We start from the raw sequence: 18,752 nt of genomic DNA, 5'->3' as shown, positions 1-18,752 counted from the left end.
TTTACCATAAATAAATTTCACTTTAATGGAATAAGATGTTCTTTTGAACTATTGTGGCCCAAATGAAATTAAGTTATAAACGCGAATTCCTTATTCAGCGCTATCTGATTATTTTTACACTGATTTTAGCTTCAGTAACTGTTTGCTATTACTATATAGCTTACCCACAAGTTCTCTTTCACAAAATTCCAAAAGAGTTCTTTTACACATATACAGCTGGGCAGGTATCACTTTTTATCATTTCATGTTTCCTAGGTAAGCATAGGCTCGCCAAGGCCATCTGTGTTCTCCCTTCAGTCTTTATCATGATAATTATAGTTTTTACTTTTGGAGGAGTTAAGTCACCAGGGATCCTCTGGATTACAGGAACACCAATTTTCTTTGGAGTCTTCTATAAGCGCTCAGGTCTTCTCTTTGGAGTGCTTGCTATGATCTCAACGTTTGCATCTTTTTTTATACTCGATCATACCATTAGCTCTCTCTCTTACCCACTAACGCCTATACAATACTACACACTGTTGAAGTTTAATATTGTACAATTCTCAATCCTTACGACAATTTATTTCTTCTTCTACGTTTGGCTTGAGTCGAATTCACGACTAAAACTAGCACTTTCTAATAAACAGCTTGATACGCTACTTCATGTAGTATTACATGACCTCTCAAATCCTGTTACAATTCTAAAGCTTAAGATTTCTAGCTTACTCAGAAAAAGTGTTATTGATGACTCTTCTTATACACAAATTAATAACTCTCTTAAGAAAGTACAGGAAATTATTTCTAATGTTAGAAGCTTTCAACTGGATTCTGAAAGCCTTCTTACAGAAAAGAGTATTATTTATCCGAAGTTAATCAAGGATTATTCTGAGCAACACTTTAAGCTTTTAAATGATAAAGACCTTAAACTCCATTTTGATATTCGAACAAATAGCGGATTTTTTTGCGAACAGAAGATTTTCTTCGATCATATACTTAGTAATTTAATTTCAAACGCCATTAAGTTTAGCTATGAGGGACAAGATATTCTCATTAAACTTTATGAAGATGCTGGCCACCTCTATATCGACATCGTTGATAAAGGAATAGGGATACCTAAAGATATCATTGAAGGCCTCTTTCATTTTGATAGAAAAACAAGTCGCCTTGGAAGTAAGGGTAAAATAGGTACAGGTTACGGACTTCCTATCGTCAAATACTTTACAGACTTTTCAAATGGAAAAATTAAAGTCATCTCAGACGTCAACATCGGAACGAGAGTGTCGCTATCATTTCAAGTCGCAAAGAATTAATGCATACTTTCATTAGGCAGCGTAAGCAATTCACTCCAAAACCTGAGATGCTTCTTGGCCTTATCGCTTAAGCTAAAAGACTCTTGGCAAATGCTCTTGTAGCACTCAACCCACCCCTCACGAATCTTCTCCGCAATATCAATAGGTATAATATTAGCATCAAGATAGGCCTTATCTAAGTGTTTTAGAGAAGAGAAGTAGAAGACATCGTTTACATGCGAGCGTTGTTCTCGTGTGTAGTGGATGGCCACAACTACCTTCTGTGCAAATGAAACTCTAGGATCATAATCTCTCATAATTTACTCCAAATCTCTCAAGATTATTTCGGAGCAAAGTTAACAAATACTTAATTATGAACAGGTTATGCAGAAATTTTATTGAATCGATGAACAACACCATCAAAACGATCTTTGATCACTTTTAAGCGTAATTCATTTTTTTGTGGAAAACGGCCAATTCCCTTACTTAGTAAGTTAATTTCGGCCTGAACGAAACGTTTCTTTAGGCTAGTTTTTCTAACTCCCTTAAGCTTGCCAAGGTAGTTAATATTTGATGAGGTCATATCACTCATCTTAAGAATAATGGATTTTTCAACAATTTCTCTTTTCTCTTCTATCTCAGCAGCATCTAGATGATTTTCAATAAGTTCAAGTTGCATTGTTAAGCGACGAAGCTCACGAGAAAGAGCATCTGTTGGTAATATAGTTTTAATCACGTCTACACTCCATAAATTTAAGACAGATTCTTTATACACCAGAATGTCTTGCTAACGACTATGGATTGAAATTAAGTATAGGGATGTTAGGAAATTAGACACAGGTTCTTTGAACCCGTGTCTATTTTGAACAGAATTACATTTTCTCAATAAATTCAAGCACTTGGACTCCTGCATTTTCATCAGGAGCTCCACCTTGAGCAAAGTTAGGACGTCCACCACCACGGCCTGATACTGGCTCCAGGATCTTTTTTAGGAAGTCACCGGCCTTAACGTCTGAGTTAGACCATACAAATGATTTCATTCCTTTATCGTCTTTGGAAAGAAGACACACAATTTGTACCTCGCCCTTATTAATTAAATTATCACCTAGTTCTTTTACGGCCTTAGCATCTGCTTCAAGTGTCGCAGCTAACATTTTAAAGCCTTCGTAATCACGCTTAACTTCTTTTGTGAAATTAGTTGTGCCATTCCTTGCGGCCTTCTCACTCGCTTCTTTAATCTTCTTTTTCATCTCTGAGCGAAGATCTTTAATACGAGCTGGTACATCTGAAGGTTTAGTACTCAACTCTTTTGCAGCAGCATTTAAAAGGGCCGATCTTTCTTGCATAACTCTCACAGCAGCAGTTCCTGTTACGGCCTCGATACGACGAATCCCTTTTGCAACAGAAGTCTCAGATGTAATAACGAATAATCCAATATCTCCAGTGCGACCAACGTGAGTTCCTCCACAAAGCTCAACACTGTCTTTCCCAAAAGCGATAACACGAACATCACTATCATATTTTTCACCAAATAATGCCATTGCTCCGCTATCAATTGCTTCTTCATAAGAACAAAGCTTTGTTGTACGTGAGTCGTTTTGCATTATCCACTTGTTAACAAGTGCTTCAACCTTGGCCAGCTCGGCCGCAGAAACAGCCTGTGGGTTTTGGAAGTCAAAACGTAAGCGCTCAGCAGTAACCATAGAGCCTTTTTGAATTGCATGCTTACCAATAACTTCGTGAAGAGCTGCATGTAGTAAGTGTGTTGCCGAGTGATTTCTCATCGACGCTTTTCTATTTTCACCATCAACGATTAATTCAATTTTTTCACCTGTCTCAATTTCTCCAGAAATAATCTTAGCGATATGAACATGTGTATTCTTCACTTTCATCGTATCGATAATCTGAATTTCACCAGTTGAAGTTCTGGCCATTCCAATATCTCCGGCCTGCCCACCTGACTCTCCATAAAATGGTGTTTCCATTGTTGCAAAATAAACTTCATCTTCTGTACGGTATATCTTTAGAATTTCACTATCTGTTTCTAGTGAGTCGTAACCTGTAAATTTAGTATCAGCAACTTCTATAAATTCTAGTTCAATTCTTTCTTGGTCAGCTCCTACAGAACTTTTACGAGAGATTACACGAGAAGCTTTTCTGTGAGCTTCATAGCACTCGTTATATTCGATTTCAGCAAATTCAATATTCTTTGAAGCAAGCTCAGCTTTAATTACTTCTAAAGGAAGTCCATGAGTTGTTACAAGTTCAAAAGCAACATGCCCTGGAAATAACTCTTTTGATTTTGAGTTTGTTGATAATTCTTCTTCAATTTTTTTAAGTCCATTTTCAACAATTGGAACAAATTCATTAATTTCTTGTTCCATATTGTAGATAATTGCTTCACGAGCAGACTTGAGTTGAGGGTAAAAATCTCCAAGCATTTCAATTGTTTTTTGAATATGATTTTTAAAGTTTGGCTTAACGCCTCTTGAGATACATGCAGCAACACACTTTCGAATAAGACGACGTGGAATATACCCCTGCCCCTCATTTCCAGGCATTACACCTTCAGCAAGAATCATAATACTTGCACGCATATGATCAGAAATCATTCGTTCTGTTTGAACATCAGTATTTTTTCCAAGAAGTTCTTTTGAAAGCTTCATTAAAGGTTCCAGAAGATCTGTTTCATATACAGAGTCACAGCCATTCATCACCATTGCAAGTCTTTCAAGACCAGATCCAGTATCTACAGATTTAAGAGGCAGAGGCTCAAATGTTGCATCCTTCTTCTTATTAAGCTCCATAAATACACCGGCATTCCAGATTTCAATGTAGCGACTTACATCATCAAAGTGTCCACCTGGTTTGTATTCCGGCCCATACTCTGCTCCAGTATCATAGAATACTTCAGTACATGGCCCACATGGTCCATGGTCTCCAGCTGGTCCCCAAAAGTTATCTTCGCCTAGTACAACAATGTGGTCCTCTGGAACTCCACACTTCTTCCATGCTTCAATTGACTCAGTATCTGGTTTGATCCCTAAATCTTCATTTCCACCGTAAACTGTAAAATATAGTCTTTTTGGATCAAAATTTAACTCGTGAACAAGAAGATCATAAGCAAGCTTACAGGCCCTTTCTTTGTAATAGTCACCAATTGACCAAGAACCTAGCATTTCAAAAATTGTTAAGTGGTGACGATCACCAACATCATCAATATCTTTAGTGCGAATACAAGGTTGGTAATTTGCTAGCCTTGGAGACGGAGGTGTCTCCTTTCCAAGAAAATAATTTTTTAATGGGGCCATCCCAGAGTTAATAAAAAGTAGTGTCGGATCATTTTGAGGAACGATTGAAGATGCACTAATTTTTAAGTGATCCATCTTTTCAAAGTAATCTAGGAATCTCTCTCTGATCTCACGAGATGATAATGGCTGCATATTTTCTTCCTTATAATTCAAAGCACAACTAAGTGCATCATATCTATTGTGTATAAGTCCCCAAAATATACTATAAAATCGCTGTTCCGACTACTTCTAGCGTTAAAAAATATGAACTGAATTAGAATAAAAATGGTTATCAATACAGTTTTTAAAGCATATATTTAGAGGCATAAAAGAACTAAGAACAAGAATAATTATGGACTGTAAAAATCGAACCGGAGATGATGTATGACGCAATTTTATACAGACATGGGAATTAATATGGAGCGACCAAATAATAAGATATTTGTAAACTCCGCAAGAAGCTTTTTAATTCAAGAAACGGTAGCTCGTGGCATCGGAAAATTAACGAAAGATGGGGCCCTAGTTGTTGAGACAGGAAAACATACAGGGCGTAGCGCCAATGACCGTTATATCGTTCGTGATGAGACAACAGAAAATACAATATGGTGGGATAATAACTTTAAAGCAATGACGCCAGAAACTTTTGCTAAGCTAAAGTCACATGTCACTAATTATCTAAATAAAGACCGTGATCTCTTCATTACAGAAAGAAGTGTAGGAGCAGATGAAGTACACAACCTTGGAGCAAGGCTTGTTACAACAAATCCAAATCACGCACTTTTCTCAACTCACTTATTTCGAGAGAAAGTAAGGGACTTTAACGAAAATGATTTCACAATTCTGCATGCACCAGAGCTTCTTCTTAACCCCGCAGACTTTGATCTAAGATCAGAGACAGCTGTCGTTACTTGTCTAAAGTCTAAGATTACAATCATTGCAGGAACACTTTACGCTGGTGAAATCAAGAAGAGTATGTTTGCAGCAATGAACTATCTTTTACCAGAGTCCAATATTATGCCAACTCACTCAGGAGCATCTCGCCTAGATAATGGAGAAGTTTCAATCTTCTTTGGTCTATCAGGAACTGGTAAAACAACTCTATCAACAGATACTGGAACATTTCTAATTGGTGACGATGAGCATGGCATTAGTGAAGCAGGAACTTTCAATTTTGAAGGTGGATGTTACGCTAAAACATATAAACTTTCCAAAGAAGGTGAACCTGAAATCTATGAAGCATCAAATCGTTTTGGAGCACTTCTAGAAAATGTTGTTCTTGATGAGAGTACGGGCCGAGTTGATTTCTACGACAAGTCCTTATCTGAAAATGGTCGTGCATCCTACCCTCTAGAGTTTATTTCTGAGCTAGAAAAGACATCACGTGGAGATATTCCAAAACATGTTTTCTTCTTATCCGCAGATGCCTTTGGAGTTCTTCCACCAGTAGCGAAACTGACAAAAGAACAAGCAATGTTCTACTTTGTTCTAGGTTATACAGCGAAACTTGCTGGAACAGAAATAGGAGTTAAAGAGCCAACAGCAACTTTCTCTTCATGCTTCGGAGCACCTTTCATGCTTCGCCACCCGAGCGAATACGCAAAACTTCTTGGTGAGTATATCGACAAGCTAGGGTTTAATGTTTGGATGGTAAACACTGGTTGGACCGGTGGTGCATATGGAACAGGTCAGCGCTTCCCTCTTAATATAACAAGACAAATCATTCGCAATATTCAGGCAAATAATCTACAAAATGTAGAAACTGAAAAAGATCCAGTCTTTGGTCTGAATATTCCTAAAATTGTAGGAGAAATTCCAAGCACAATTTTAAATCCAAAAAAATCATGGGAAGATCAAGGTGCTTACACAGCTAAGGCACAAGAATTAGCTATAAGCTTCCACAAGCAAATGAGATCATTCGGTAATTTCTACGAAGAAAATATCGCTGGTGCTCCAACATTTGGAAAGTAATGAGTTACGAGTATTTAAAAGCATTACATTTAATTAGTATCGTTTGTTGGTTTGCTGGACTTTTCTATATTGTCCGTCTCTTTATTTACCATACGGAGGCCCAAGATAAGAGTAATAGTGAACGATCTATATTAAGTGCTCAATTTAAAATTATGTCTCGCAGGCTTTGGTATGGAATTACCTGGCCTGCTTGTATTGCCACAGTTCTCTTTGGGGCCTCGTTAGTTTATACAACTTATTGGCCAATGAAAGGTCACTACTGGCTTCACCTTAAGTTAACTTTAGTTCTTCTATTATTAGTATATCAATTTAAGTGTCATAAGATATTTAAGGCACTTCAAAACAACACATTTCCTCACTCTGCAAAGTTCTTACGAGTGTGGAATGAAGTAGCCACTCTCTTTCTTTTTGCCATTGTTTTTCTTGCAGTGATTAAAAGCTTAGAAGGTATTCTTTACGGAGTTGGTGGAATAATTGCTTTAGGAGTTATTCTTATGGCCGCAATAAAATTTTATCGAAAAGTGAGAAAAGACTAATGAATAAGATCGTTAAAGGTGGACTATACCAGCATTATAAAGGCATGAATTATATCGTTCACGATATCGTACGCCACTCTGAAACTTTAGAAGAATTAGTTTACTACGAGTGCCTTTATGAAAACGATCTTGGTAAGCTGTGGGTACGTCCTCTTGAGATGTTTCTGGAATCAGTTCTAATCGATGGTGTCGAAACACCTCGCTTTAAGTATATTGGAGACCAAAAGGCCAACTCTCGCTTATGAGACATATTAAACTTAAAAAGGTAAAGCATCTTTCATCGTGGCGTAAAGTGTCCATGAATACATGGAAAATGCCTGTTGATCCCTCGACATATGGACTCTTAAAATTTGATGCAACAAATTTTCAAGAATATACAAAAGAGAAAGGGATTACACCTACTCACCTATTCACAAAGATTATTGCGCAAGTTTTTCACGAAAACCCGCAGATAAACCGTATGATAAGAGGAGCGCATCTTTATCAAAGAGAAAGCGTCGATATCTTCTTACAAGTCTCGGTGGATCATAGCGGCCGTGACCTTTCTGGCACAGTTATTAGAGATGCCGATAAAAAGAGTGTTTTTGAAATAAAAAAAGAACTCATGAATAGTGCAAAGAATATAAGAGATGATAAGGACAAGTCGTTTAAGAAAGTAAAAAAAATTGTTGCACTTATTCCTAACTTTCTTGCAAGGCCAGCTCTTATGCTACTTGATATTGCAATGTATCGATTCAATTTCTATACAGGGCTTTTTAGTGTTAAACGCGATCCATTTGGCTCATGTATGATTACTAGTGTAGGAAACTTTGGAGCTGAATTTGCCTTTGCACCAATACCAACAATCTCTCATGTTCCAATTGTTTTAAGCCTATTTAAAGTCAAGGAAGAGGCCATCGTTGAAAATGGTGAAATAGTTGCAAGACCTACTTTAACAGTTGGAGCAACTCTCGATCATCGAATTATTGATGGAGTTTATGCAAGCAAGATCATTGCAGCAATAAAGAAGTACACTGAAAATCCACAACTACTTTAAATTACAGTTGTTTTCTTTTTAAACAGGTTAGTAGATCTTTCAAAATTCAATATATTTTCCTTAATTGGCCATAGTATCTAAGTATGTATGAAAAATTTATTCTCATATTCATTATGGCCACTAACGCCCTTGCGCTTCAGATCCCATTTATAGATCGTGATTACATTATTGATCACTCAAGCGAGAACAGAGCAACATACAGCTATAAAAAAGATGAATATGGAAGACTCGAAAATACAAAATGGTTTGAGCTAGATTGGCACCTATTACAAGATGACTACCAAACAAATTATAAAGCTTATATTAATGAGTATAGTGGTACGACTTTTAATGAGGCAAAGATCAACTACTACTCTCAATTCAACTTTTCTAATGAAATGAGACACCATCTGGTTGACGAATACCCACTTAAGGAGTGGGGCTTTTTGAACCATTCACCAATTAGAAAAAAGCTTAACAATCTCTCTTTGTTCTCAAAAGACTATAATAAAATTGATTATAATAATTTAGTACATCCATACTTCACAATAGACTTTCAAAATAGAATGGATGAAGTATCCAAGTCTCAATTAAGTTTTGGAAATAAAATTAAAGTTCTAGAAAATAGTCATTCTTATAAGAAGAAAATAGATTTGATACAAAATGCCAAATCAGAAATACTTATGTCTTCACTTAGTTTTGTGTGTGATTCATCAGTAAAAACACTTATTAATGAACTAATAAAAGCACACCACAGAGATGTAAAAGTCTATGTCATGGATGACAAGATGATGTCTAAGGCGTTAGGCCATAATGAATGTCCAAATAAACTTAAAAAGAATGGTGTACAAATTATCAGAGCTAATGATTTTTGGAATCATAATGGACGTACTGTTTACCACCATAAAAAACTTGTCGTCGACGGAAAGATTGCAATTATAGGCGGTCAAAATCAGTTAAATGCAGATAACTTATCGCAAGATACTGATTTTAAAAATAAAGATATCGATGTTCTCATCGAAGGCCCAATTGTTACAGACATTGCCATCGGCTTCTTAAAAGATTGGCAATATTTTAGAAAGAAAATTTTTCTTGTAAATCGAGCAGACCTAAGTAGTGAGCTTAACTATTATAAAGCAAGGTTAAAATGGGAGAAAGACAACAATTTAAGAGGTCAAGATCATTACCACGAAGTTTTAAAAAATAAAGAAACTCGAATGAAGGGCGTTTGTCGCTTTATACAACAATCACCGTATGAACATCAAACTAATATTGGAGATGCATATCTTTTGGCCCTTAACAACATCGATAAATACTTAGGAATTATGGACCCAATTCGTTCTGACACATATTACAAGTCAGTTCTTAAAGATGCACCTTTAATTGAAAAATTTGATACTTTTAAAGTATTCAATAAATTACACAACAAAATAAAAGACCTTCAAGAAAGAGGTGTCTCTCTTGATTTCATCACAACAGGCACAGACATGACTGGTAATGAGATTATTGATATAAATAATGAAGAAATTAAGAAGCTTATTTTAAACAAAAAGATTAGTGACAAGGCCCTTATCAAGAAGATTAAGAAAAGACTTAAAAGTATAAAGAAATGGAATGACTACTTTGGTGAAGCACACTTTGAGAATTTAATTAACGACTACTCCGCCTTTAATAATACACGTGTCTGGCTACATATAAGCTTTCTTCACTCTAAGGTTTTTTATTTTGATAGAATTTTAGCAAGTATTGGTAGCTATAATTTTCAACACAATGCAACCGATCACTCATACGAAAACACCCTTCTCTGCCTAGACAAAGAACTTAATAAAGAACTAGATGAAGTCTTTATTAGGGATATGGCAAATTCAGTCCCACTAAAATTTAATAAATTAGAATAATTTCCGATAAGAAAGGTAGAAACTATTCTAAGGTGGTACTATGAGGCTGTTTATTGTCTTCAAATTTTCAATAGTTATATTTTTATCTCTAACCCTTCAAGCTTCAGAGATGAAGATTAAGCTAAGTAAAAGCTTCTTTCCTAAGAAAGAGATTACTATTGATGCCGACTCACCTGACCGAATCATCGTTGAATACGATCTTATGTACTACATCAGCGACGGATGTGCAGCTAATGTCATTACTGCTTATAAGCTTGGCGGCTGTCCATTTAAAAAGTATAAGACTCATAGAGAAGAAAGTAAGTTTATTATAGAACTTGGAGAATCAAGTGCTAAAAAGGGCAAGGGCCCACAATCACTAAGAATTTCGGTAAAACAAAAAAAGAAAAATTCTTACGATATCGTTCCTGTTATCACAATACTTGATGGTAACGAAGATCAGATAAAGATTGAGGACCCTTGGTTTAGCGCAACAAAAGTGACTTTAGAGTCACGTGATCATGTTATTAATCAATCACAATCTAATCAAAAAATTAACAATCATAATGAACACAAAAATCACAAGGGAAGTAATTCTAAGTCTAAGAATCAATAAGATTTTATATACTTATAAGAAAGTACATATTTGCTCAAGTATTCCCTCATCATTCCGATAAGAACAAAGTAATGAGAGAAAGGGAATTATCATAATGACTTATTCAAAGAAAAAAGTTTTAAAACTATGTGGATTTATAGCTCCACTACTCTTCTCAACTCACTTGCTTGCAAATGACGATAAGGTCGTGGATCAAATCATTGAAGGTCATGAGTACTATGAAGCAAGTGTTCACGGTTCTAAGATTAATATTCTAGAGTCAGATGCCTACAAAACTGCATTTACAGCACATTTAAAAGCAAAGCTCACAGAATTAATTATGGAAAGAGCAGAACCTCTTCTACAAGAAGAAAGGGCCTTAATAGATAAGATTACAAAAGGGGATACATCGACAAGTACCCGTGATTCTCTTAATAGTATTCGTGCAAAACTCGATGTATATCGCGATAGAGAAGAAGTAAGAAAGCTCTACCATGAGGTCAAAGAAGAGGAAGTGAATAAAGAAAGTAATTATTGTTATGATAATTCACAAACGACTCTTAGAATCGTCACAAATGGAGAGATGACTATTCGTTGTATTCAAAATGAAAGTGCTCACAATATTGTAAAGGTGGCCCAACTAAACCCAAAGGATCGTAGTGCCCTTGATGTGAAAACGACTTCTGCTACTAGGCCCAAACCAGTTGAGGAACAAATTCCAGAAATTGAAAGAAGGTATTATTTCTGTTACGAGAGAACAAAGAATATCTTAGCAAAAGAGAGTAATTGTCGACCAAAGAGATTACAGCTCTCTAAAGAAGAGCTTGAAAAAGTTGGACGAAGTAATTGTTATCCAATCGATCAAAGTTATAAGTACGACCCTAAAGATGGCTTCACGCCGACAGCGAAGCTATACGGAAAGTGTCGTGATGAGATCTGTACAAATCAAAGTGAACAAATTGATTTTGCAAATTTTGAATTGATATCTTTCTCAAAAGAAGATCCAAAGCAATGTATCGATGATAACTCAAAGTCTCGAGTGTGTGCTCAAACATATAAGTGCAAAAATCAAACTTACCAAATTACTTGTGAGTTCAATGATGAGGAGACTGTTGACGAAAATCCATGTCACGTAAAAACAATTCTCAATTCAACCATTGAGAACAAGTGTAGTGTTATTGAACTAGGAACGGAGGTATAAAATGAAGCTTTTAATTTCTGTTCTATTTTCAATTACTTCAATTTTTAATACATACGCATTTACGGTTCCCACTGTATACAATACGGGAAAATTAATTAATGTTACGAAAGAACACTACTTAATTCAAACGAAGTCAAAGAAGTACATCAAGGTTAAACCATTTTTGAAGAACCCCAAAATAGGGGTTCAAGTAACCTACCCTATTTCAACAACAGATGTTGCAGTTTCAGATAATTATATTTATCAGAAAGCTTTAACGATGCTTCCACAAAGTGAATATACTTCTGATATTATCGAAGCTTACCTGAAAACTCTTGCCGAAGTATCACGTAATGGACTTTATAAAGTTGAAAGTACAAATGGTGGTAAGTATTCATTTAACTTTGTTATGGATATCCTAATCCCAACTGCCTGTGCAGAAGGACAGGATTGCAATAATATGTGTTACTTTGGAGGTTGGGCATCTACAAGAAAAGGTAGTTATTGCCAAGCACCTTGGAAGGTTTCGGGGCTTGATAAGGTTAAGAGTGTCGATTCTGAAGTTTATACAAATAACTATAGCTGTGGTGGAAAAAACCTTTTTCGTTGTAATCCAAAAATCTTCGGAGCTTACGACTCAAGTCTAGACCCGATACAGTTTGTTGCAACAAGAAATTCAAAGAGAAATAGTGAAGCTGGTATTTGTATAAAAGTCTCACCCTCTTATGCTCATGCAACAGCGCAATGTCTTGAGGCTTCTGCAAAAGTTCCTAACTTTAAAGAATCTTTAAAAGAACGCTACAATAATAATAAAGAAACATTTGAAAAGATCATTGATAATGTAAATTGTTTTTGTGAATCAAAGAGTACACCTAAGAAGGCCTTTAGCTGTAACGCTCTAAAAGAGAGACTTGCAACAATTTTTGAAAAGCCTGAAATACCAGAGGCCCAAGTTGTTCAAGAATCAGCTGAAGAACCGACACCTCCACAAGTAGAAGAGAAAGAACCGGAGGCAATTCCGGAGTCAATTCCACGTGAAGCAGATGGTGGAGACGAAGAGAAATTTGTTCCTGAGCAAGTTGAAATTGAACAAGAAGAAGAACTTCTCCCAGATGACTTAATCTATTATAATTGCAACTTTGATTCGAATGAAAAGTTATTTGAAGGAAAGAACGCTAATTGCTCAAATAAAGGAGTATGTCTAAAGAAGCTAATTTGTGAAGCACACTCTGAGAAGCAGAAGAAATTTGATATCAAATCAAAACTTCTGGCCTACTGCCCTTGTGATGAAAACGATGCCACTCAATGTGCGAATGCCAAAGCAGATAAGGCCATTCGAACAGGTACTCCTGATTCATCAAATTCAACCTCTGTACAAGAACAGTAATTATAATAGCTCTAATAATTCATCGATTTTTGCATTAACTAGTTCAAGCTCATGGCCTGCGCTAGTTATTGCATCGGTGTCACCGGCAGCTGATGCATTCTGAATTTTTTCTTCAAGAACTGCTTGATATTTTTCCAAAGTTTCGATCTGGGCCATAACCTCTTCTTCTTTGTATTTATTTCCAGATACTTTAGGCTCTTCTTCCTTAGCTGGTTCCACCTTTACAGGCACAGACTTTTCTTTTAATGGTTTAACATCTTCTTCCCAACCAATCTTTTCAAGGAACTCGTCATAAGTACCTTCAAAAAACTCAGCGCCATCTCTTCTAAAGATCACAAGCTTATTAACACAAGATCTTAGAAGATCTTCATTGTGGGTAACAATAAGACATGCCCCTTCATAATCATTTATGGCCTCACCAAGAGACTCGATGCTTTCCATATCCAAGTGGTTTGTCGGCTCATCCAAGAAAAGTAAGTTTGTTTTTTTTGCTAAAATCTTTCCAAGCATAACTCTTGCTTTCTCACCACCTGACAGCACAGAGATTCTCTTATCAGAATCTTCACCAGTAAAGAGCATGGTCCCAGCAATGGCCTTTACTCTTGTAATAGGAAGTTCTGTATTAACTTCTTGAATCTCTTGAGCAATTGTATTTTCAGCGTGCAGGCGTTTTACATTTGTCTGGCCGAAGTGACCAAGAGCAAGACTTGGGTGTTCCCAAATCTCTCCAGTCCTTTGCTTAAGTTCATGGGAGAGAACATTGAGAAGAGTCGACTTCCCCTTTCCATTTTTTCCAATAATCCCAATTCGATCTTCGCGGTCGACTTCAAAGCTAACGCCTGAAAATAAGTCTTCATGATCATAGCCAAAGCTTAGGTCACGAACTTTCATAATCTGTTTTCCTGGACAAGAAGTATGATTAAACGAGAAGTCTAAGTCAGCAATTTTTTCAAGCTGCTTCATATCTTGCATTTTTTCAATCGCCTTAAGACGCGACTGAGCTTGCGATGCTCCCCTAGCACTTACGCGGTACTTATCCACGTAATCCATCATATGCTTTATTTTCTTTTCTTGATTCACACGAGTTTGTTCATAAATTATCTCATCTTGTTCAAGCTGCTCGTAGTACTTCTTGGTCGGCCCCTTTATTTTTCTAAGCTTTCCACGATGAACACCCATTGTATGCGTTGTCACCGAATCCATAAAAGAGCGGTCGTGAGTAATAATAATCACTTCACCTTGGAATGTTCTTAAAAATGAACGAAGCCACTGAAGTGAAACAATATCAAGATAATTTGTTGGCTCATCTAATAATAGGCAATCTGGCTCAGTTAAAAGAGTTTTAACTAAATTAATTCGAATCTGATAGCCACCAGAGAAACTTTGGGGACTCTTGAGGAAATCTTCATCAGAAAAGCCTAGTCCAGTTAAGAGTTTTTCAGCTCGATAAGTTTCATATTCAAACTCTGGACCTAATGCCGACATACATTCGGCCAATACTGTCTCATGTGCAAAGTGGATATGCTGATCTAAAGTACCGATTTTATAAGATTTTGGTATCTTCACCTCACCACTATCATAGGACTCAGCACCAGTAATAACCTTAAACAAAGTCGATTTACCAGTTCCGTTACGTCCGACTAGGCCTATTCTTTCACCCGTATTGAGGGAGAAGGTCACTTCTTCAAAAAGCGTTCGGCCACCAAAAGATTTAGTTACATTTACAAGCTGAATCATATATATTGTGTAGCAAATAAATTCATTAATAGAAAGCAGATAAGACAGACAAGAAAGGGGCACAATGAGTCAATTCGAGAAATTAAAAAACATCGCAGTAGTTGCGCACGTTGACCACGGTAAAACAACCATGGTTGATGAAATCCTAAAGCAATCAAACACTTTTGACGAACGCGCTGAAGTTGAAGAGAGAGTAATGGACTCTGGCGAGATCGAAAAAGAACGCGGGATTACAATTACAGCTAAGAACTGTTCTTTCTTTTACAAAGACACAAAGATTAACCTACTTGATACTCCAGGCCACGCGGACTTTGGTGGAGAAGTAGAAAGATCACTAATGATGGTTGATGGTGTCCTACTTCTAGTAGACGCTTCAGAAGGGCCTCTTCCACAAACTCGTTTTGTACTTAGAAAAGCACTTTCACGAGGACTTAAGGTTGCCGTTATTATCAACAAGGTTGACCGTCCAGACCAAAGAATTGACGAAGTTAAAGGTGAATGTGAAGACCTACTTCTTGAAATTGCTACTGAACTTGAAGTTGAAGACTTCGACATTGATATCCCTTTCATCTACGCTTCAGCTAAAAATGGTTGGGCAGCAATGGAGCCAGGTGTAGTTAGAGAAGATATGATTCCTGTTCTAGACTTTATGGTGTCTGACTATTTCCCTGAACCAGAACGAGATGTTGAGTCTCCACTACAACTTCTAGTATCGAATCTTACATACTCTAAATTCCTAGGACAACAGTTTGTAGGTCGTATCCACAAAGGTACAATTGTTAAAAACCAACAATTTACTTGTATCGGTGATGGTAAAACGAAAAACTTTAAAGTTTCAAATATTCAAACTTACTCTGGTCTACAAACAGTTGAGGTTAATGAGGCCCATGCTGGTGAGATCGTAATCTGTGCAGGTATTGAAGAAGTTCATATTGGAGATACAATCACTCCAACAACAGCTCAAAATCCTCTAGAGAGAATTGAAGTTGAGCCACCAACCGTTGCTGTAAACGTTTCCGTTTCAACATCTCCAATGAGTGGACAAGAAGGAGAATACCTAACTTCTAGAAAGTTAGAAGAATTCTTACAAGATGCTTGTCGTTTAAACGTTGCCCTTCAATACGAAGGAACTGACGATGCTAAAGTATATAAGCTTAAAGGACGTGGTGAACTTCAAATTGCTATTGTATTCGAAGAGCTAAGACGTAAAGGGTTTGAGCTTATGGTTTCAAGACCTGAAGTTCTTTTCCAAGATATAGATGGTCAAAAGCATGAACCATACGAACTAGCAGTTCTTGATGTTCCTGAAGACTTCACAGGTGTTGTAACTGAGAAGCTTTCAATTAGAAAAGGGATCATGTCTTCAATGATGCCAATTGGTGAAGGACGTACAAGAGTTGAGTTTGAAATTCCATCACGTGGTCTAATTGGATACCGTGGTGCTTTCATGACAGACACTCGTGGTGAAGGAATCCTTTCAACGGAATTTCTAGGTTACCGTCCATATGCTGGTGACATGCTTGCTCGTCAAAACGGAGCAATCATCTCAGATAGAACAGGTAAAGTTACAGGTTATGCTCTATTTAACCTTCTTAATAATGGTGAATTCTTTGTAGAGCCAGGTGATATGGTTTATGAAGGAATGGTCGTTGGTGAAAGTAAAAAAGAAAACGACGCGAACGTAAATGTTTGTCGTGGGAAGCAACTAACATCAGTAAGAACAGCTGGTAAAGATGAAAACATCATTCTTCCTCCAGTTAGACCGAGAACTCTTGAGTGGGCACTAGACTGGATTGATAATGACGAATGGGTTGAAGTTACTCCACAAAATATCCGAATCCGAAAGAAGGAGCTTGCTGCTAATAAACGTTCTGTAGTTAGAAAAGAGAAAAAGAGCAAAGATTAGGCAAATATATCGGTATTAAATTTATTTTAAGCTATAAATATAGGCCCCTAGAGATAAACTAGGGGCTTTTTTTATCAAAATTACAGCCCCTTAAGTACCTATAATTAAAGAAATTCTATAAATTATTCCCAAAAGACGCGACGAGCATATATTTATCTTATTGACGATTATATAAACCAACCTTTAAAATCAATATGTTATAGTTCAAAACTAAAGAATGAGAAGTTGAATCATGTCAAAATCTTTAAAGGCGCAAAAGCCACACGTAACAATCGTTGACGACGACAGCGATAACTTAGAAAACTACCAAGATCTTCTTGAGGATGATTTTGATCTAGAATTAATTCAAAATCCACTGGAGTTACTAAGTTTCTTAAACACCAATAAAACAGACATTATGGTACTCGATCTTCACATGCCTGAAGTGAATGGTTTCGAATTATTCAGCAAGGCCAGAGAGTTAGCTCCTCGCACACCCGTTATCTTCTTAACGGGAGATCCTTCTGAGGAAGCTTGTGTAAAAGGACTACAGATTGGTGCACAAGACTTTATTGTTAAGCCAGTTACCATCAATGAACTAGTTGCTCGTATTAAAAACAAAGTTGAAGCTAAGAAAAGTAAGCACCGCCGTAAAAAGAAGAACGAGATTAATTTTGAAGATCATAATTTTTCAATCAATCTTGATCAACAAAATGTTACTCTAGAAGGTAAAGAGATTAAGCTTACGACTACTGAGTATAAGATCATCACGTTATTGGCCTCAAACCCTAACAAAATCTTTTCAAGAGATCATATCTCTCAAGTTGTATGGGCCGACAGTGATGTGAACTCACAAAATATTGATACTCACCTATCGAACCTAAGAAGAAAGATTAAACCTTTCTCAAACTACATCAAGACGATTAAGTCTCGTGGTGTCCTACTAAGACTGTAGAATTTCTTTCAATATAATCTCACTCGCATGCTCCCTATCTTGAGGGGTAGCATGTGATGGGATTTTTTTAATTTCTTGAAGTAAATCACAGCTTCCAAATTCATCTTCAGTAATAACAACCGATCCCAAAAGACGGTTTGCTTCCATCGCATTGTGATACTGTTCATTTTTTTGGGCTATTTTCAGTGGAATATAAAGACTCGGTTTACCAATCGCAATTAGCTCTGCTACCGTCCCTGCGCCAGAGCGAGAAATAATATACTTTGCGGCCTTCATTAAATCAGGCATTTCATCGCCAAGAAAAGCAACTGGATAGTAACGACTACTTTCTAAAGTTTTATACTCATCTATATACTGGCTTCCTACTTGATGAATTACAACGAATTGCTTCGTTAGCGAATCTAAATTCGCTTTAATTTTATCATTTAAAAGCTTTGAACCATTTCCTCCACCAGTGACAAAGAACAAAGGAGCCTCAGAATCTTTTAATTCAATACCTTTGAAGGTACGAGTTTTTAACTGAGTTGTTTTAAACTCATCTCGTACAGGGTAACCAGAGTAGCGAACAACTTTTTCAGGAAAGTACTTTAATGAATCTCTAAAACTTACAAATACACGATGAGCAAAAAGTGAAGCAATCTTATTTGCGAGCCCCACGCGAGAAGTCTGCTCATGAACAATAATTTTATAACCTAGAAGTTTTCCTGCAATTACAGTAGGAACACTTACGAAGCCTCCCATTGATACAATCGTATTTGCTCTCATTCGAATATGGGCGAGATAATAAAAACATTGGATTAATCCAATAACTAGGCGAAAAACATCTGTCACATTTTGCCAGTCTAAATATCTTCTAAGTTTCCCCGTCGAAACAGCAATATAGCGGTTAACTTTACCTTCAGTTAGTTTTGACTCAATTCCAGTATATGAGCCGATATAGTAAATCCTTACTCCCTTCTCCTTTAATTTTTCAATTAAAGTAAGGGCAGGAACAACGTGTCCGCCACTTCCACCACCAGTAAATACGACTGCTTTTTCTTTTTTGATATTTCTCATAGA

At 36.6% G+C, this 18,752-nt stretch carries 16 protein-coding genes; 11 read left to right on the top strand and 5 right to left on the bottom strand.

Translation table 11 applies throughout. The annotated features are described in order from the left end of the window. The first annotated feature begins 62 nt into the window (after nucleotides 1-62). Entirely contained in the window at nucleotides 63-1,289 is a 1,227-nt protein-coding gene (locus tag M902_RS01420; protein WP_021266080.1) for a sensor histidine kinase KdpD, read from the top strand. Here the strand turns inward: M902_RS01420 and M902_RS01415 are convergent. From M902_RS01415 to alaS, 3 genes are all read right to left on the bottom strand, one after another. Further along, nucleotides 1,286-1,585, bottom strand: coding sequence for a hypothetical protein (locus M902_RS01415; RefSeq protein WP_021266081.1), 300 nt, complete (start codon nucleotides 1,583-1,585; stop codon nucleotides 1,286-1,288). The two genes, M902_RS01420 and M902_RS01415, sit on opposite strands and share 4 nt — an antisense overlap. A gap of 65 nt (nucleotides 1,586-1,650) precedes the next feature. Next, the gene (locus tag M902_RS01410; RefSeq protein WP_021265917.1) at nucleotides 1,651-2,004 is read right to left on the bottom strand and encodes a hypothetical protein; all 354 of its coding nucleotides are present in this window, start codon (nucleotides 2,002-2,004) and stop codon (nucleotides 1,651-1,653) included. Nucleotides 2,005-2,140: 136 nt separating this feature from the next. Continuing rightward, nucleotides 2,141-4,711 (bottom strand): alanine--tRNA ligase, encoded by a 2,571-nt coding sequence (alaS, locus tag M902_RS01405; RefSeq protein ID WP_021266431.1) that lies wholly within the window; start codon nucleotides 4,709-4,711, stop codon nucleotides 2,141-2,143. Nucleotides 4,712-4,942: 231 nt separating this feature from the next. Here alaS and M902_RS01400 point away from each other — a divergent pair, with 231 nt between their 5' ends. From M902_RS01400 to M902_RS01365, 8 genes are all read left to right on the top strand, one after another. Then, a complete protein-coding gene (locus tag M902_RS01400) occupies nucleotides 4,943-6,526 on the top strand; it encodes a phosphoenolpyruvate carboxykinase (ATP) (RefSeq protein WP_040313719.1) in 1,584 nt (527 codons plus the stop codon). Next, entirely contained in the window at nucleotides 6,526-7,062 is a 537-nt protein-coding gene (locus M902_RS01395; protein ID WP_021265900.1) for a CopD family protein, read from the top strand. The genes M902_RS01400 and M902_RS01395 overlap by 1 nt, the downstream gene beginning before the upstream one ends. Further along, entirely contained in the window at nucleotides 7,062-7,307 is a 246-nt protein-coding gene (locus M902_RS01390; protein WP_021266041.1) for a DUF1653 domain-containing protein, read from the top strand. The genes M902_RS01395 and M902_RS01390 overlap by 1 nt, the downstream gene beginning before the upstream one ends. Next, the gene (locus M902_RS01385) at nucleotides 7,304-8,098 is read left to right on the top strand and encodes a 2-oxo acid dehydrogenase subunit E2 (protein ID WP_040313716.1); all 795 of its coding nucleotides are present in this window, start codon (nucleotides 7,304-7,306) and stop codon (nucleotides 8,096-8,098) included. The genes M902_RS01390 and M902_RS01385 overlap by 4 nt, the downstream gene beginning before the upstream one ends. Nucleotides 8,099-8,181: 83 nt before the next feature. Continuing rightward, complete coding sequence (locus M902_RS01380; protein ID WP_021265943.1) at nucleotides 8,182-9,975, top strand: phosphatidylserine/phosphatidylglycerophosphate/cardiolipin synthase family protein; 1,794 nt, start codon at nucleotides 8,182-8,184, stop codon at nucleotides 9,973-9,975. Nucleotides 9,976-10,084: 109 nt separating this feature from the next. Next, nucleotides 10,085-10,570: a hypothetical protein gene (locus tag M902_RS01375; protein ID WP_156979686.1), complete on the top strand. Its 486-nt coding sequence runs from the start codon at nucleotides 10,085-10,087 to the stop codon at nucleotides 10,568-10,570. Nucleotides 10,571-10,664: 94 nt separating this feature from the next. Beyond that, complete coding sequence (locus tag M902_RS01370) at nucleotides 10,665-11,750, top strand: hypothetical protein (protein WP_021266222.1); 1,086 nt, start codon at nucleotides 10,665-10,667, stop codon at nucleotides 11,748-11,750. A 1-nt stretch (nucleotide 11,751) separates the two neighbouring features. Beyond that, complete coding sequence (locus tag M902_RS01365; protein ID WP_021266461.1) at nucleotides 11,752-13,116, top strand: hypothetical protein; 1,365 nt, start codon at nucleotides 11,752-11,754, stop codon at nucleotides 13,114-13,116. Here M902_RS01365 and M902_RS01360 read toward each other — a convergent pair whose 3' ends face one another. Next, nucleotides 13,117-14,853 carry an ABC-F family ATP-binding cassette domain-containing protein gene (locus tag M902_RS01360; protein WP_021266346.1) on the bottom strand — a complete coding sequence of 579 codons (1,737 nt, stop codon included), beginning with the start codon at nucleotides 14,851-14,853 and terminating at the stop codon, nucleotides 13,117-13,119. It abuts the gene before it with no gap. Between the two features lie 64 nt (nucleotides 14,854-14,917). On the opposite strand from M902_RS01360, the gene typA reads away from it, so the two are divergent. Both typA and M902_RS01350 read left to right on the top strand, forming a co-directional pair. Next, nucleotides 14,918-16,759: a translational GTPase TypA gene (gene typA, locus M902_RS01355; RefSeq protein WP_021266531.1), complete on the top strand. Its 1,842-nt coding sequence runs from the start codon at nucleotides 14,918-14,920 to the stop codon at nucleotides 16,757-16,759. 232 nt (nucleotides 16,760-16,991) lie between these two features. After that, nucleotides 16,992-17,693 (top strand): response regulator transcription factor, encoded by a 702-nt coding sequence (locus tag M902_RS01350; protein ID WP_021265804.1) that lies wholly within the window; start codon nucleotides 16,992-16,994, stop codon nucleotides 17,691-17,693. Here M902_RS01350 and M902_RS01345 read toward each other — a convergent pair. Then, nucleotides 17,682-18,749, bottom strand: a complete 1,068-nt coding sequence (locus M902_RS01345; RefSeq protein WP_198011847.1) for a glycosyltransferase — start codon at nucleotides 18,747-18,749, stop codon at nucleotides 17,682-17,684. The genes M902_RS01350 and M902_RS01345 overlap by 12 nt on opposite strands. Nucleotides 18,750-18,752: the final 3 nt, after the last annotated feature.

Source organism: Bacteriovorax sp. BAL6_X (assembly GCF_000443995.1).
GTDB lineage: Bacteria > Bdellovibrionota > Bacteriovoracia > Bacteriovoracales > Bacteriovoracaceae > Halobacteriovorax_A.
The sequence above is the reverse complement of the archived record's forward strand: the minus strand, read 5'-3'. Positions and strand labels throughout refer to the sequence as shown.

Excerpts from the sequence above, each read along its gene's own strand:
- M902_RS01420 (WP_021266080.1), top strand. The coding sequence starts at position 63 with ATGAAATTAAGTTATAAACGCGAATTCCTTATTCAGCGCTATCTGATT.
- M902_RS01415 (WP_021266081.1), bottom strand. The coding sequence starts at position 1,585 with ATGAGAGATTATGATCCTAGAGTTTCATTTGCACAGAAGGTAGTTGTG.
- alaS (WP_021266431.1), bottom strand. The coding sequence starts at position 4,711 with ATGCAGCCATTATCATCTCGTGAGATCAGAGAGAGATTCCTAGATTAC.
- M902_RS01400 (WP_040313719.1), top strand. The coding sequence starts at position 4,943 with ATGACGCAATTTTATACAGACATGGGAATTAATATGGAGCGACCAAAT.
- M902_RS01395 (WP_021265900.1), top strand. The coding sequence starts at position 6,526 with ATGAGTTACGAGTATTTAAAAGCATTACATTTAATTAGTATCGTTTGT.
- M902_RS01390 (WP_021266041.1), top strand. The coding sequence starts at position 7,062 with ATGAATAAGATCGTTAAAGGTGGACTATACCAGCATTATAAAGGCATG.
- M902_RS01385 (WP_040313716.1), top strand. The coding sequence starts at position 7,304 with ATGAGACATATTAAACTTAAAAAGGTAAAGCATCTTTCATCGTGGCGT.
- M902_RS01380 (WP_021265943.1), top strand. The coding sequence starts at position 8,182 with ATGTATGAAAAATTTATTCTCATATTCATTATGGCCACTAACGCCCTT.
- M902_RS01375 (WP_156979686.1), top strand. The coding sequence starts at position 10,085 with ATGAAGATTAAGCTAAGTAAAAGCTTCTTTCCTAAGAAAGAGATTACT.
- M902_RS01370 (WP_021266222.1), top strand. The coding sequence starts at position 10,665 with ATGACTTATTCAAAGAAAAAAGTTTTAAAACTATGTGGATTTATAGCT.
- M902_RS01365 (WP_021266461.1), top strand. The coding sequence starts at position 11,752 with ATGAAGCTTTTAATTTCTGTTCTATTTTCAATTACTTCAATTTTTAAT.
- M902_RS01360 (WP_021266346.1), bottom strand. The coding sequence starts at position 14,853 with ATGATTCAGCTTGTAAATGTAACTAAATCTTTTGGTGGCCGAACGCTT.
- typA (WP_021266531.1), top strand. The coding sequence starts at position 14,918 with ATGAGTCAATTCGAGAAATTAAAAAACATCGCAGTAGTTGCGCACGTT.
- M902_RS01350 (WP_021265804.1), top strand. The coding sequence starts at position 16,992 with ATGTCAAAATCTTTAAAGGCGCAAAAGCCACACGTAACAATCGTTGAC.
- M902_RS01345 (WP_198011847.1), bottom strand. The coding sequence starts at position 18,749 with ATGAGAAATATCAAAAAAGAAAAAGCAGTCGTATTTACTGGTGGTGGA.